Annotated in this window: 10 protein-coding genes; 8 read left to right on the top strand and 2 right to left on the bottom strand. The window is 55.5% G+C overall.

The window, feature by feature from the left end:
* Positions 1–47: 47 nt before the first annotated feature.
* From prfB to J7I43_RS19350, 6 genes are all read left to right on the top strand, one after another.
* A protein-coding gene (gene prfB / locus J7I43_RS19375; protein ID WP_236023414.1) for a peptide chain release factor 2 occupies positions 48–1143 on the top strand; the annotation gives its coding sequence in 2 pieces (ribosomal slippage) (positions 48–107 and positions 109–1143; 1095 coding nt in all).
* Between the two features lie 60 nt (positions 1144–1203).
* Positions 1204–2835 (top strand): L-glutamate gamma-semialdehyde dehydrogenase, encoded by a 1632-nt coding sequence (gene pruA / locus J7I43_RS19370; protein WP_209147511.1) that lies wholly within the window; start codon positions 1204–1206, stop codon positions 2833–2835.
* A gap of 209 nt (positions 2836–3044) precedes the next feature.
* A complete protein-coding gene (locus tag J7I43_RS19365) occupies positions 3045–3650 on the top strand; it encodes an RNA polymerase sigma factor (protein ID WP_209147510.1) in 606 nt (201 codons plus the stop codon).
* 110 nt (positions 3651–3760) lie between these two features.
* Positions 3761–4903, top strand: coding sequence for a FecR family protein (locus J7I43_RS19360; protein ID WP_209147509.1), 1143 nt, complete (start codon positions 3761–3763; stop codon positions 4901–4903).
* Positions 4904–5120: 217 nt separating this feature from the next.
* Complete coding sequence (locus J7I43_RS19355) at positions 5121–8627, top strand: TonB-dependent receptor (protein ID WP_209147508.1); 3507 nt, start codon at positions 5121–5123, stop codon at positions 8625–8627.
* Positions 8628–8637: 10 nt separating this feature from the next.
* Positions 8638–10431 carry a RagB/SusD family nutrient uptake outer membrane protein gene (locus J7I43_RS19350; RefSeq protein ID WP_209147507.1) on the top strand — a complete coding sequence of 598 codons (1794 nt, stop codon included), beginning with the start codon at positions 8638–8640 and terminating at the stop codon, positions 10429–10431.
* A 339-nt stretch (positions 10432–10770) separates the two neighbouring features.
* On the opposite strand, the gene J7I43_RS19345 is transcribed toward J7I43_RS19350, so the two are convergent.
* A complete protein-coding gene (locus J7I43_RS19345) occupies positions 10771–11289 on the bottom strand; it encodes a peroxiredoxin (RefSeq protein ID WP_209147506.1) in 519 nt (172 codons plus the stop codon).
* Positions 11290–11358: 69 nt separating this feature from the next.
* Here J7I43_RS19345 and pyrR point away from each other — a divergent pair, with 69 nt between their 5' ends.
* On the top strand, positions 11359–11889 hold the full coding sequence (gene pyrR / locus J7I43_RS19340; protein ID WP_209147505.1) for a bifunctional pyr operon transcriptional regulator/uracil phosphoribosyltransferase PyrR: 531 nt from the start codon (positions 11359–11361) through the stop codon (positions 11887–11889).
* A 23-nt stretch (positions 11890–11912) separates the two neighbouring features.
* Positions 11913–12836 carry an aspartate carbamoyltransferase catalytic subunit gene (locus J7I43_RS19335; RefSeq protein WP_209147504.1) on the top strand — a complete coding sequence of 308 codons (924 nt, stop codon included), beginning with the start codon at positions 11913–11915 and terminating at the stop codon, positions 12834–12836.
* 76 nt (positions 12837–12912) lie between these two features.
* Here J7I43_RS19335 and J7I43_RS19330 read toward each other — a convergent pair whose 3' ends face one another.
* Positions 12913–15288, bottom strand: coding sequence for an ABC transporter permease (locus J7I43_RS19330; protein ID WP_209147503.1), 2376 nt, complete (start codon positions 15286–15288; stop codon positions 12913–12915).
* Positions 15289–15342: the final 54 nt, after the last annotated feature.

Below are 15342 nucleotides of genomic sequence, written 5' to 3'. Positions count from 1 at the left end.
TTGCGCGGTTTCGTAATTCGTTAATAAAGATTTATCTTTGCGGACTTATGACAGCAGAGCAACTTAAAGCTATGAGGGACCGTTTGTACGTCCTGGGAGGTTTTCTTTAACGTACAGGACCGCATAGACAAAATAGAAAATGATAAGCAGATGACCCTTGCGCCCGGGTTCTGGGACGACAATGAAAGGGCCACTGCGATCCTGAAAGAGATCAAGGTGAACAAATTCTGGGTAGACCTGCACGACGACGTGCGCACGTCTATCGACGACGCCGCCACGCTGCAGGAGTTCCAGAAAGAAGGCGAAGCCACCGAAGAAGAAGTGAACGCGGCCTACGACGCGGCGCTCAAAGCGCTCGACGAGCTGGAGTTCAAAAGCACGCTCAACCAGCCTGAAGACGAAATGCCGGCAGTGCTCACGATCAATTCGGGAGCGGGCGGCACCGAAAGCCAGGACTGGGCGGAGATGCTGCTTCGTATGTACCGCATGTACGGTGAAAAGCAGGGCTGGAAGGTCAGCGAGATCGACGTGCAGTACGGAGACGGCGCGGGCATCAAATCCGCCACCCTCGAATTCGACGGAGACTTCGCGTATGGCCTGCTCAAGGCCGAAAGCGGCGTTCACCGCCTCGTGCGTATTTCCCCCTTCGATTCCAATGCCCGCAGGCATACTTCCTTCGCATCCGTTTTCGTGTACCCGCTGGTAGACGATACTATCGAGGTGACCGTGAACCCGGCGGACCTGGAATGGGAATTTTACCGTTCTGGCGGTAAAGGCGGGCAGAACGTGAACAAGGTGGAAACGGCGGTGCGTTTGAAGCACATTCCTTCCGGCATCATTATCGAATGCCAGCAGAGCCGCACCCAGGGCGAGAACCGGGAGAAGGCGCTGACCATGCTGAAATCCCGCCTGTACGAGGAGGAGATCCGCAAGCGGGAAGAGCTGAAAAACGCCACCAATGCGAACAAACGCAAGATCGAATGGGGATCGCAGATCCGTTCCTATGTTTTCCATCCGTACAAGATGATCAAAGACCACCGCACCGATTTTGAAGTAGGCAACGTAGGCCCCGTAATGGACGGCGAGCTGGACGGGTTCATCAAAGCCTACCTGATGATGCAAAAAGAAGATGAGAAAGGCTGAGAAAGCAGCAGCCGGTTACAACAATATTGATTTCTAAACCGAAACAACAAAATCAAAGCCATGCATAATGCTTATTTTGACTTTGCAGCACCAGGCAATGAACCGGTAATGAGCTATGCGCCCGGCTCCCCGGAAAGAGCGGCGCTCAAGCAGCAGCTGGCCGCATTCAAGGCCGTTCAGCTGGACATTCCCATGTACATCGGCGGCAAGGAAATACGCACCGGCAAAACGGTAGACATCCGCCCCCCGCACGAGATCAAACACAAGCTCGGCCATTTCCATGCAGGAGATGCCGGTCATGTAAAAGACGCCATCAACGCCGCCCTGGCCGCGCGCCAGCAATGGGCGGACACGCCCTGGGAACAACGCGCCGCCGTGTTCCTGAAAGCGGCCGAACTGCTCGCCACCAAATACCGCGCGCATACCAATGCCGCCACCATGCTGGGCCAGAGCAAAAACGCCTACCAGGCTGAAATAGACAGCGCCTGTGAACTGATCGACTTCCTGCGTTTCAACGTGCATTACCTTACCGAGATCTACCGTCAGCAGCCCGTGAGCTCCCCCGGCGTGCACAACCGCCTGGAGTACCGCCCGCTGGAAGGTTTCGTGCTGGCCGTTACACCCTTCAACTTTTCCGCTATCGGGGGCAACCTGCCCACCTCCGCCGCCATGTGCGGCAACGTGGTGATCTGGAAACCCGCCAATACACAGGTATACCACGCATCTTTCTTTATGAAGGTGCTGATCGAAGCCGGCCTGCCGGATGGGGTGATCAACCTCGTATATGCAGACGGGCCCACCATCGGCGACGTTTGTTTCGCGCACCCCGACTTCGCCGGCATTCACTTTACCGGCTCCACCGGCGTGTTCCAGACCATGTGGAAAACCATCGGCAACAACATCGGCAAATACAAAACATACCCGCGCATCGTGGGCGAAACCGGCGGTAAAGACTTTGTGATCGCGCATAAATCCGCTAACGTGGACGCCGTGGTTACAGCGCTCGCCCGCGGCGCTTTCGAATACCAGGGCCAGAAATGTTCCGCGGCTTCGCGCGCATACCTGCCCAGCAATATCGCGGAAGAGATCAAAACGAAACTCGCAGCTGAGCTCAAGACCATGAAAATGGGCACCACCGAAGATTTCAGCAACTTCATCAACGCCGTGATCGACGAACGTTCGTTCGACAAGATCGCAGCTTACATCGAAGACGCGAAAAAAGATCCCAAAGCGAAGATCATCGCCGGCGGCAATTACAACAAAACGGAGGGTTACTTTATCGAACCGACCGTAATTGAAACCACCGATCCGAAATACAGGACCATGTGCGAGGAAATTTTCGGCCCCGTGCTCACCGTATACACGTACGACGCAGAGCAATGGGAAGAAACCCTCGAACTGGTGGACGGCACCAGCGAATACGCCCTCACCGGCGCCGTGCTGGCACAGGACCGTTACGCGCTTGATCTCGCTACCAAAAAACTGGTGAACGCCGCAGGTAACTTTTACCTGAACGACAAACCCACCGGCGCGGTAGTAGGCCAGCAGCCCTTCGGCGGCGCGCGCGCATCCGGCACCAACGACAAGGCCGGCTCGCAGCTGAACCTTTACCGCTGGCTGAGCGCCAGGACCGTAAAGGAAACGCTGGTACCGCCTACAGATTACCGGTACCCCTTCCTGAAAGAAGCATAAGTTTTTATTTTTTCCGCCGCAACGGCGGGCAATTATGTGAAACTGTATACGCGGCCGCCCCGGTTTTCCCCGGGCGGCTTTTTTTATAGCGCCATTATGCTTTTTTACATATTTTTGGCACACACACATACCTGAAATAAGACTTGATGTTGGCGGGATCTGAGGCCCGGCCAGGAATGGGCAGACTAACTGATGCTAACTTTTTATTCATGAACACCGGCGGATCGTATTCAGAAGCGGATGTATTGCGGCAAACGGCTGCCGGAGACGAAGCGGCTTTCCGTTGCCTTTTCGACGGGCACCGGAACAAGCTGTTTGCATATATGCTGCGCCTCACCGCCAGCCCGGAAACCGCCAAAGACATCGTACAGGACGTGTTCCTGAAGATATGGACAGACCGCAGCCTGCTCGCTGAAATACGCAGTTTCGACGCCTATCTTTTTACTTTGGCGCGCAATCACGCTTTTAATCTTGCCAAAAAAAGCGCTTACCGCAACGATATTCTCCGCAGTCTTTACGCCGGCCAAACCGGCGCCTCCCACGAAACCGAGCAGATGGTGCGTTACAAAGCGCTGCAAGACCAGCTGGACAAAGCCATCAGCCAGCTGCCGCCGCAGCAGAAAGCCGTTTTTACGCTCAATCGCCTGCAGGGGCTGGCCGTGGAAGACATTGCCCGCAGGCTGCATATCTCCGAAGGCACCGTTAAAAAACACCTGAGCCTGGCCACACAGGCGCTGAAAGGCATTATCCGGCAAGACCCGGCGATCGTGCTCATCATCGCCGCCATGGGGCCTGCCTGCCTGCAACTGGCCTGAGGCCGTTTCATCCCATTACCTCGTTTTTTACTATCCCGGAAAATTTTTTTTCGGCGGACTACTTCTGCCGGTTAAGTTATTTGTCATCATACCAGGAACAAGCATCTTTTATGTCGGAATCGAGGGTTCAATATTTATTTCAGCGATGGTTCAACGGCGCCGAAACGCCCGCCGAAAATCAGGAATTGCAGCAATTGCTGGAAGATTCCCGGCACGACGCCGCTTTGCAAACCGCGCTGGAAGAGGCCTGGACGGGTTTTACGCCGGACGCGCGGATGGAAGAAGAGGACGCCGCCCGCATCTTTCAGCAAATAACCGCGCCCAAAACAACCGTGCGCCCGATGCGCCGCTGGTGGGCCGTTGCCGCCGCAGCTGCGGTATTAGGCATGGCCGTGGTAGGGTATAACCGGTTAAAGACAAACGAAACTTCTTCCCCGCAAACCATTTCAACCATTGCAGATATAGCCCCCGGGGCCAACAAAGCTACGCTCACGCTGGCAGACGGTTCCGTTGTAACGCTGGACAGCGCGGGCAACCAGGTGATCAGGCAGGGGAGCGCCCGCATCAGCCAGCACGGCGGCCAGCTGCGTTATGAAGACGATGGCGGCCAGCCGGTCTGGAACAAACTCAGCACGCCGCGCGCCGGTCAGTTCAGGCTTACATTGCCCGACGGCACGCGCGTTTGGCTCAACGCCGCATCGTCTATCCGTTACCCCACCGCGTTCGCCGGGCAGGAGCGGAAAGTGGAGATCACAGGCGAAGTATATTTCGAAGTAATGCCCGACGCCCTGAAACCCTTCAGGGTAGAGGCCGCGGGCCGCAGCAGGGTGGAAGTGCTGGGTACCAGCTTTAACATCAGCGCGTATGACGATGAGACATTCATCAAAACAACCTTGCTGGAAGGGAAAGTGAAAGTGGGCGCGAAAGACAGTCCCGCGCAGGAACTGCGCCCCGGCCAGCAGGCGCGGCAGGCTGCATCGGGCAGCATTACGGTGAGCAGCGACATAGACCCGGCCGAAGTGCTGGCCTGGAAAGAAGGCTGGTTCCTGTTCAACCAGGCATCGCTGCCGGAAGTGATGCGGCAGCTTTCGCGCTGGTACGATGTAGAAGTAAAATATGAAGGCGCGGTGCCGGACAAGACATTTGAAGGAAAGATACGGCGAGACCTCACGCTTGCGCAGGTATTGCGCATACTGGAAAGGAGCGGGGTACATACCAAAATCGAAGGAAAACAGCTCACATTGCTGCCATAAACATTATTCGTTCACCTAAAAATTTCACGTATCGCTTAAACACCAGGATCGAAAAAGGCCGTAAAAAACCGGCTCCCGACTGGCATCGGGGCCGGCAATGGGCAAAAACTGTATGGTAAACAATTTTTAAAATTCCCAAATCTAAGTTATGAATTTAACTGCTTTGTGCCAATATCGCATTGGCGCACTGTCCCTGTCAACCAAATTCTGGAGGACCATGAGGTTATTAACAGCCTTCATTCTGATCGGCTCGCTGCACGTAAGCGCCAGCAGCTATTCGCAAACCGTTACGCTTTCCGCCCGCAAGATCTCGCTTGCACGCGTGTTTAAAGCCATCGAAAAGCAGGCCGGGTACGGCTTCTTTTATGATGCGGGCCTGCTCAAAGGAGCGCCTCCCGTAACCATCGACGTGGAAAAAGCACCGGTGGAGCTGGTGTTGAACGAGGTGCTCAAAAACCGCGGCCTGTCTTATTCCATCGAAAACCGCACCATTACGCTGATGCGCAGGGTAGAGATTCCCGAGCTGCCGGCAGCCGTTGCGGCAGACAGTTCCATCATTGTTAAAGGAAAAGTGGCCGATAAAAAAGGCATTGCGCTTCCCGGCGTAAGCGTGCTGGAAAAAGGCACGTCCAACGGTACGGTAACAAACGAAAACGGCGACTTTTCCCTGAAGGTGAAAAGCCCCTCCGCCGCGCTCATCCTTAAATACATCGGGTACGAGACGATTGAGACGCCCGTGCGGCAAAGCGCGATGAACATCACCCTCAGCGAATCGGAATCCGACCTCGGCGAAGTGGTGGTGGTAGGTTACGGCACGCAAAAAAAAGTGGACCTCACCGGTTCCGTTGCTACAGTGAGCAGCAAAGAAATTGAGAACCGCTCCGTGACCAACGTATCGTCTTCCCTCGCAGGGCTCGCCCCAGGCGTAGCCGTTCGCCAAAGCTCCGGTCGCCCCGGCAGCGACGGCGCAAGCATCCGCATCCGCGGCCAGGGCACGCTCAACAACAACGACGCGCTCGTGCTCATCGACGGCATCATCGGCAGCATGGACGCCGTGAACCCGAACGACGTGGAGAGCATCTCCATCCTCAAAGACGCCGCCTCCGCATCGATCTACGGCTCGCTGGCCGCCAACGGCGTTATTCTCATCACCACCAAAAAAGGCAAAACGGGCAAGCCGCAGATGAGTTATTCTTCCGTATTGTCCATCACCCAACCGACCAACCTGCCCACCTTCGTTTCCGACTATGTGCGGCACATGAACCTGTACAACGAAGCGGCGCGAAACCTGGGCCAGTCGCCCGTATACTCGCAGGCCAGCATCGATAAATGGACGGAAGCCAACAAAGATCCCAATGCCCTCAACGAATTCGGCATTCCCAACTACGTTGCTTACCCCAACACGGACTGGGGCAGCGAGATATTCGAGAAAAATATAGTGCAGAACCATAACCTGTCCGTAATGGGCGGCAGTGAATACGTGAACTACAACGTGTCCGCGCGCATCCTCAACAACCCGGGCCTGATGTACAACACCGGCCTTAAACGTTACGAGCTGCGGGCCAACCTGGAAGTAAAAGTGAACGATTTCCTGACACTGGGCACGCAAACGTTCGGCTTGTTGCAGAACCGCCAGAAAGGCAATACGGACAATACTTTCAACTTCCTGCGCCAAACCACGCCGGGCCTGTATCCCTTGTACGAAGGGCGTTTCGGCGCGCCTTCCTCGCCGGACGAATCGGCAGGGCTGAACAACCTGCTGGTGCACCTGTACGGCAATGGCGGCAACGAACAGACTTCCCGCTTCAACTCCACCGTGTACGCCAAACTCAACATCTGGAAAGGGCTGCAGCTCGAAAGCAAGATCAACTACCAGATGAACCAGTTCGACGGCACCAGCTACAGCATTCCGCTGGACCGCTGGGACTTTTCGAAGAACATCATCATCGTGCCCGCGGGATTGCCGAATACGCTCTCCACTTCATTCGACTACAACAAAAACTACAAGCTCACTTTTGATAATGTACTGCGTTACAACACCGTGATCAATAAAGATCACAGTATCGGCGCGCTGGTGGGTTACAACGAATACGCGCTGCATTACAAAGACGTGGCGGCCACCAAACGCGGGCTGATAGACGCTACCGTTACCACGCTCAGCTCCGCCACCGAAATGGTGTCTACCAGCGGCGGCGGGTACGATTATGCATACCGTTCGTATTTCGGCCGCGTGAATTACGGGTACAAGGAGAAATACCTGGTGGAGGCGAACCTGCGATACGACGGCGTTTCGCGCTTCGCTGAAAACAACCGCTGGGGCACGTTTCCTTCGTTCTCCGCGGGCTGGCGTATTTCGGAAGAGCCTTTCCTCAAAAACGTCCGCAGCGTTTTCCAGAACCTCAAGCTCCGCGCTTCATGGGGCAAGCTGGGGAACAGCAACATCGGCAACTACGATTACCTGGCCACTTACGGCGGCGTGAACTATGCGTTCAACAACGCGCCGGTGATCGGTCTTGCCCAAAGCAAATACGCCAATGCTGACCTGAGCTGGGAAGAAACCACGCAGACGGACATTGGCCTGGACTTCACCATGCTGCACAACCGCCTTTCCGTGGAAATGGACTACTACAGCCGGTATACAGACGGCATCCTGACCGTTCCGCCGATCTATCTCACCGCGGGCACGCAAGCGGGGCCTACGCGCAACACCGCCGCCGTATTGAACCGCGGTTTGGAAGTAGCGCTGAACTGGCGCGACAGCAAAGGCGATTTTAATTATTCCGTCGGCGCCAACTTCGCGTACAACTACAACGTGGTAGACAAATACAAAGGCACCCTGAAAGAAGGCTGGAGCAAAAACGCATCCGGGCAGAACGTGTACACCAGCAATATCGGCGACGTATCGTCCGGCGGGCTGGAGCGTATCGTGGAAGGGTATGGCATCAACACGTATTATCTCCGCGACCTTTATGCCGGCAGCGGCTCTTATTTTAATGCGGACGGCAGCGTGAACGTGAACGGCGGCCCCAAAACAGGCATGATCCGCACACCGGAAGACCTTGCGTGGGTGAACGCGATGAAAGCCGCGGGATACAGCTTTTCGCCGGTAAATACCGTCGGCAAGGCGCAATTGTATTACGGCGATTTCATTTTTGCAGACAGGAACGGAGATGGTGTTTACGGCAATACGTTCGACCAGTACCTGACCAACATCCGCACGGAACCGAAGTACATATTCGGTTTGAATCTTTCCGCGGAATACAAAGGTATCGACGTATCGATGATCTTGGCCGGCATGGCGGGCATGCAGTATTACTGGAACGCTGAAGGTTACAACAACTCCATTCTCCGCAACGGCAATGCCACCGGCACGCGTATGGCGGACGATCATTATTACTACAACGCAGACAATCCGGACGATCCGGGGAACAACATCAACGGCAGGTTCCCGCGGCTGAAATTCAACAGCGACGCCATCAACAACACGGCGAACATTTTCTGGATGGACAATGCGGCGTGGGTAAGACTGAAGAATGCGCAGATCGGGTATACGTTGCCGAAACACTGGACAGACCGGCTCAGGATCGCCAAGGCACGTGTGTATTTCACCGGCGAGAACCTGCTCACCTTCACGGCTTTCCCGGGGCTGGACCCCGAGCTGGGGCCGAACGTGGGATACCCGACCATGCAGCAGTTTGCACTGGGCTTAAACGTTAACTTTTAATCCGGCTACGATGACGAACAAACAACACAACACCAAACGATATATCCAACAATCCATACTGGCGCTGGCGATCGCGGGCAGCGCGGGTTTTATGAGCGGTTGTAAAAGCGACCTGCTCGATACGGTGCCTCCCGGCAACATCGCCTCGTCTACCATGTGGACCACCGACAATCTTACCGACCTTGGCGTGGCGGGCGTGTACAATGCGCTGCGGCTGGGCATTGCCACTGGCGGCGCCAGCGGGCGCGAGCTGTACATGTACGACCGTTTCGTGACCAGCATCGGCCGCGACGGCGATGCATTGCTGCAAGGCACGGCCACGACAGGCAACGGCATGTTCACCAACGTCTGGAAAGAACTGTACGAAGGCGTTCACCGCGCCAACGACGCTATTACGAGCATCCCGGCCAAATCGCCGTCGCCGGCCGAGAAAAAGGCCCGTTATGTGGCGGAAATGAAATTCATGCGCGCATATTTTTACATGCGCCTGAACCAGCTCTGGAAAGGCGTGCCCGTGTATCTCGAACCGGTGCCCGTAGACCAGATGAACCGCGGCCGCGAGACCGAGCAGGCGGTTTGGGATGTGGTGGTGCAAGACCTGACGGACGCCATCAACGAGCCGGAGCTGCCGATGAAATATGCCAAAGGCAACGCGGCTTTCGGTCATGCTACAAAAGGCGCGGCCTACGCGCTTCGCGGCAAAGCCTATATGTACCTGGAACAATGGGCGCTGGCCGCGGCCGATTTCCAGAAAGTGCGCGAAGCGGGTTATTCGCTTTTCGGCAACTATTACGAACTGTTCCGCCCGGCCAATGAACAAAGCGATGAAATGATCTTTTCCATCCAGTACAACAACGTGCCGGGCTTTGGTTCCACCACGCAGTTCTACACCGGCACGCGCTCCTCTTTCGGCTCCTGCTGGAACTCTTACATGGTGCACCCGGATCTGGTGGACAGGTACGAAAATGCGGACGGCAGCCCCTTTGACTGGGACGCCGTAATACCCGGCTACAACGCCATGCCCGCCAAACAGCGCGAAGTATATTTTTTCCGCAACAACCTCACCGCAGCGGAGATCACCGCCGCGAAAAACAGGGGTGTGAACATGGACGCGTACCTGCCTGACGGCAACGAACAGCGCATCGCACAGGCGTATGCCGGCCGCGACCCGCGCCTGACCGCGAACGTGATCACGCCGTATTCCACTTATCTCGGCAGGCAGATCGAAGGGGCAGACCGCGTATTCACCTACCGCTGGCCGCACCGCAACGAAAACCTGCCTACACTGGACCTAACGACAGACACGCGCACGTTTTTCTATTACCTGCACCGCAAGTTCGTATACCTCGGCAGTACCGAGCTGCCCGACCGCACCACCGGCCCGACGGACTTTCCGCTGATCCGTTTTGCGGACGTACTGCTGATGTGGGCTGAAGCGCTCAACGAACAGGGCAAAACCGACGAAGCGGTTCCCCTGGTGAATGAAGTAAGGCAACGCGCCGGCGTGGGCCTGCTGAATTCTTCCCCGGCCACCACGGTAACCGGGCAGGACGATATGCGGCAACGCATCCGTCACGAAAGAAGAGCGGAGTTCCCGAACGAGGGCATCAGCTTTTTTGATGAAATGCGCTGGAAAACGTGGAAAGAAACGGTATTCTACACGGGCAACGGGGTGAAGGAGATCTGGGGCAACGTGAACATACCGTACCTCTGGAGCGGCGATTACCTGTACAACTGGGCCATTCCCGAGCAGGAAGTGCAGATGAACGGCAATCTCCGGCAAAACCCCGACTGGATCAACTGATTTTTAGTATAATGATTGTGAATTGTGACAACAAAGGCTGGCCGTTTGGCTGGCCTTTTATTTTTGAAACTATCCCAACTTTATGATAGTATTTTGCTTTCGCATGGGAAATGTAACGGTAATCACCCTGAAATCCTTTAGAGAAAAGAAGGAGAGATACAGCGAAGACGGAGTTGAGGCGGACTTGACCGGCGGTCGAAATGGGTAATATTTCATCAGGTTCCGGCCGGGCAGGAAATTGTAAGCATAGCCCGCCCTGAACTTTGAATCAAAGCTGAAGGAAATCTGAAGCAACATATCCGCCGGGCGTTTTTTAGAAACACCCGGCGGATATGATATTTACGCTTTCAGTTTTTTGATGGCTTCCATCGCTTCTTCCACGTGCTGGGTGGCCTGCGTCATGGAATTGAACTGATGCACCACTTTGCCTTTACTGTCAAGCACATACGTAACGCGGCCCGGCATCATCATGGTTTTGGGCACACCGAACAGCTTGCGCACTTCGCCTTTGGTATCGCTCAACAGGGTGAAGGGGAGGTGGTATTTTTCTGCGAACTTCTTGTGGGAATCCACGTCGTCTGAACTGATGCCCACCACCTGTACGCCCGCGTCCTGGAATTCGGCGAAAGAATCGCGGAAAGAACAGGCTTCCTTGGTGCAGCCCGGCGTATCGTCTTTCGGGTAAAAATACACAACCACCGGGCCTTTCGCCAGCGCGGAAGACAGTTTGAAGGTCTGCCCGTTCTGGTCCTGCAGCGAAAAGTCGGGCACAACGGCGCCGGTGGCGATCTGTGATTTGGCCTGGTTGCCAAAGCCGAAAAGGCTCAATGTGATCAGCATGGTTTGAAGGAATTTCATGATCAGAATGATTATATGCTCAAAATTACATTAATCCTTATTTTTGACCTTTATTAAATACCCTTTGTTTTGAAATCGATTCTTACAGACCGGCAATTAGCAATTACAATTGAGAGATTAAGCCACCAGCTGATCGAAAATCACCTGGATTTCAGCAATACCGTGATCGTCGGCCTCCAACCCCGGGGTATTTTCCTGTCAGACAGGATCTATCGCAACCTGCAGCAGTTGCTGCCGGGCACGGACATTCCTTACGGGAAGGTAGACATCACGTTTTACCGCGACGACTACAAATCCAACAAGGGGCTGCAGGTGCCCAACGAAACCGACATCGATTTTTCCATAGATAACAAACGCGTGATACTGATAGACGACGTATTGTATACGGGAAGGACGATCCGCTCCGCCATGGACGCCCTGCTGGACTTCGGCCGGCCGGCAGCCGTGGAGCTGCTCGTGCTCATCGACCGCCGTTTCAGCCGGGAGCTGCCCATACAGCCCGATTACACCGGCCGTACGATCGACGCCATTATCACGGAGCGCGTAAAAGTGCTGTGGAAAGAAAGGGATGGTAAAGATGAAGTTGTGTTGATTGCCTAAACCTCTTATATTTGCACCTTAGAATGTCACTGTCTGTTAAACATCTGCTGGGTATACGCGATCTGACGCGTCAGGATATAGAGCTCATCTTTCAAACCGCCGATCAATTCAAGGAAGTTTTACAACGTCCTATCAAGAAGGTGCCCACCCTCCGGGATACTACCATCGTTAACGTATTTTTCGAGAACTCCACGCGCACGCGCATTTCCTTCGAGCTGGCCGAAAAACGCCTCGGGGCCGATGTGGTGAACTTTTCCGCGTCCGGCAGTTCGGTATCCAAAGGCGAAACCCTGATCGATACGGTCAACAACATCCTGTCCATGAAAGTGGATATGGTGGTGATGCGCCATTCCGCCACCGGCGCGCCGCACTTCCTCGCCAAACACATCAACGTGCCCATCGTGAACGCCGGCGACGGTATCAACGAACACCCCACCCAGGCCCTGCTGGATGCATTTTCCATCCGTGAAAGGCTGGGAGGCGTGGAAGGCAAAAAGATCGCCATCTGCGGAGACATTATGCATTCCCGCGTGGCGCTCTCCAATATTTACTGCCTCAAGAAACTGGGCGCTGAAGTAACCGTTGTAGGCCCGCCCACCCTCATTCCCAAACATATCGGCGCCGCGCTGGGCGTAAACGTGAGCTACAATATCCGCGAAACCCTGGAATGGGCAGACGTGGCCAATGTGCTCCGCATCCAGCTGGAAAGGCAGAACATGCCGCTGTTTTCTTCCCTCCGCGAATATTCCCTCGCATACGGCGTGAACCGCAAACTGCTGGACAGCCTGAAAAAAGATATCGTCATCATGCACCCCGGCCCGATCAACAGGGGCGTGGAGCTTAGCTCAGACGTGGCCGACTCCGGCCAGAGCATCATTCTCGACCAGGTGGAAAACGGCGTAGCCACCCGCATGGCCGTGCTGTACCTGCTGGGCAGGAACGAATAACCAACAACTTATTGCAGATAAAAGAAAATCCCGGCATTGCGCCGGGATTTTTTATGTACGGCCGTAAAAAAACAGGTCATTCATTCCGCAAACTATCCGTAGGATCGGCATTGGCCGCCCTCCAGGTCTGCGAAACGATCGCCAGCAGGCACACTGCCAGCACGGCGGCAAAACAGGCCATCAGGCTGCCGAAACCAAAATCGATGCGGTAAGGGAAATTGTTGAGGAAAATATTCCCGGCCATCCATCCCAACGGCAAAGCGATGAAACCCGCGATCGCGATCAGTTTCAGGAAACCTTTGGAAAGCAGCAGCACGAGGCTTTTCACGTCGGCGCCCATCACTTTGCGCACGCCGATCTCTTTTTTGCGCAGCGCGGTGGAATACACCACCATCGCCAGCAGCCCCATCACCGCGATCAGCACGGTCATGATGGAAATATAGCCCATGAAGGAAACGCTGTCCGCCTGTTTCTGATTACGGTACAGCTCTTCCGCCAGCCATTCGCCGCGGAACGTTTCCCCCGGGTAAAGCTTCGCCCATACCGCCTTTACGCGTTTCCCGAACTGCGAAGGATCGGCCACGTTCGCCTTCACCTGCAACAGCGTGTAGCCGCCGCCGTTGGCCACCACGGCCATCGGCCTGATGGGCTGGCCCAGGTGCTGGTAATTAAAATCCTTCAGCACGCCGGCAACCGTAGCGGTCGTGGTATCGTTTAGCCGTACCAGTTGCCCCGCCGCGCTGGCGGCATCCGCAAATCCCAGGCTTGTAGCCGCTTTTTCATTGATCAGCAGCTGGCCGGTTTGCCCCGCCTGGAAGTTGTGCCCCGCTGCAAGCCGCAGCTCCATGACATTTAACAGGTTCTCGTCTGCGTTAAAATATTCGATGGAAGCGGCTTCTTTGGAGCGGTCGCTTTTCGCGGAAAGCCGGTCTCCCAAATATTTTTTAAAGTCGTATGAAACACCCGACACCGCTTCCACGCCGGCCAGCAAAGCCAGCTCCTGCCGCAGCAGGTTATCCGCATGCCCCTGCAGGTGCACGGTGAACACGCCTTCCGGGCGGTAACCCTTGTTGGCATCGGCCAGGTACGAAAACTGGCGGTAGAATGCGAAGAGGAATACGGTGATAAGAAGCGACAGCGCCAGCTGGAACACCAGCAGGCTTTTACGCAGTCCCATCCTGCCGAACACGCGGTGGGAAGGCAGGCGTTTTAATACTTCGGCGGGATTAAAGGCGGAAAGTATCCAGGCGGGCAGCGTGCCGGCGAGCAGGCCGGTAAAGACGCTGAACACTACGAAGGCCAGCAATATCTTCCACTGCAGCAATTCGTTGACCACGCCGGTATTGGCGTTAAAAAGATTGTTGTGCTGCGCGGCCGCGAGCATAATGTAACCGAGGCCCAGCGCGAGAAAGGTGATGATCACCGCTTCGATGACGTACTGCCCGAACACCTGCAGCCGCGAAGCCCCGGCCACTTTGCGGATGCCCACTTCTTTCGCGCGGGACAGCGAACGGGCGATGGACAGGTTGGTGTAGTTAAAACAGGCGGAAATGAGGATGATCAGCCCCAGGCCGATCTCGGCGCCCACTTTGCCCCAGCTCTGGCCGTTGCCGATGTTGTTGTTCGTTTCTTCCCAGCTGGGCGTGATGTGGTGGAGCGGCTGCAGGAGAAACGCGATGCTGCCCTGTTTGGGATCGTTGAAAAGCGTTCGCGCCAGCCTGTCCAGCGAAGCCTGCAATTGCGCTTTTTCCGCCCCAGGCTGCAGCAGCACGTAGGTGTATGCATCGCCCCAGGTGTTCCACTGCCCTGATTTTTCCGCCAGCAGTTTGTTTTTCTCCAGTTGCGGCACCGCGGAAGCCGATGCATAGGCTTCAAAATCGATATGCGATTTGGACGCCGACTGCTCCAGCACGCCGGTTACGATGAAAGTGCCGAGGGGCGCAACGTCCAGCGTTTTGCCCCGCGCGTCCGTATGTCCGAAATACCGCAGCGCCGCGTTGTGCGACAGCACGATGCCGTTGGGCTGCGTCAGCGCCGTGATTTCGTTGCCTTTGGCCAGGCGGAAACCGAATACTTTGAAGAACGACGGCGTGGTGAATGCGCCGTAAATCGGCAGTGAACGGTCGCCGCTGCGCACATTGCCGCGAAGGGCGGGGTAGAGGCTCACTGCGTCCGCCACCAGCGTACTATCCGCCAGTACAGCGCCTTTCAGTGGCAGCGGCGAACTGGCGAAAAGAAATCCCTGGCCTTCGGGGTTGCGCAATTCCGTCAGCAGCCTGTACGTGCGCGCCGGATGCGGATGAAAACGGTCGTAAGAAAGATAATCCGCTACATGGAGGATCACCATCATACAAAGGCTCATGCTCATGGCAAGACCGACCAGGTTGATGGCCGTAAACAGTTTATGTTTCACGATGTTGCGGTAAGCAAGCAGAAGATAGTTGCGGATCATGCGGTTAAATTAATGATTTCCACTTTTCAAAGGGAATGCCAGTGGTGGCATATT

Source organism: Chitinophaga chungangae (assembly GCF_017742215.1).
Classification (GTDB): domain Bacteria; phylum Bacteroidota; class Bacteroidia; order Chitinophagales; family Chitinophagaceae; genus Chitinophaga; species Chitinophaga chungangae.
This window is presented reverse-complemented; position numbering and strand designations above follow the sequence as displayed.

Excerpts from the sequence above, each read along its gene's own strand:
- pruA (WP_209147511.1), top strand. The coding sequence starts at position 1,204 with ATGCATAATGCTTATTTTGACTTTGCAGCACCAGGCAATGAACCGGTA.
- J7I43_RS19365 (WP_209147510.1), top strand. The coding sequence starts at position 3,045 with ATGAACACCGGCGGATCGTATTCAGAAGCGGATGTATTGCGGCAAACG.
- J7I43_RS19360 (WP_209147509.1), top strand. The coding sequence starts at position 3,761 with ATGTCGGAATCGAGGGTTCAATATTTATTTCAGCGATGGTTCAACGGC.
- J7I43_RS19355 (WP_209147508.1), top strand. The coding sequence starts at position 5,121 with ATGAGGTTATTAACAGCCTTCATTCTGATCGGCTCGCTGCACGTAAGC.
- J7I43_RS19350 (WP_209147507.1), top strand. The coding sequence starts at position 8,638 with ATGACGAACAAACAACACAACACCAAACGATATATCCAACAATCCATA.
- J7I43_RS19345 (WP_209147506.1), bottom strand. The coding sequence starts at position 11,289 with ATGAAATTCCTTCAAACCATGCTGATCACATTGAGCCTTTTCGGCTTT.
- J7I43_RS19335 (WP_209147504.1), top strand. The coding sequence starts at position 11,913 with ATGTCACTGTCTGTTAAACATCTGCTGGGTATACGCGATCTGACGCGT.
- J7I43_RS19330 (WP_209147503.1), bottom strand. The coding sequence starts at position 15,288 with ATGATCCGCAACTATCTTCTGCTTGCTTACCGCAACATCGTGAAACAT.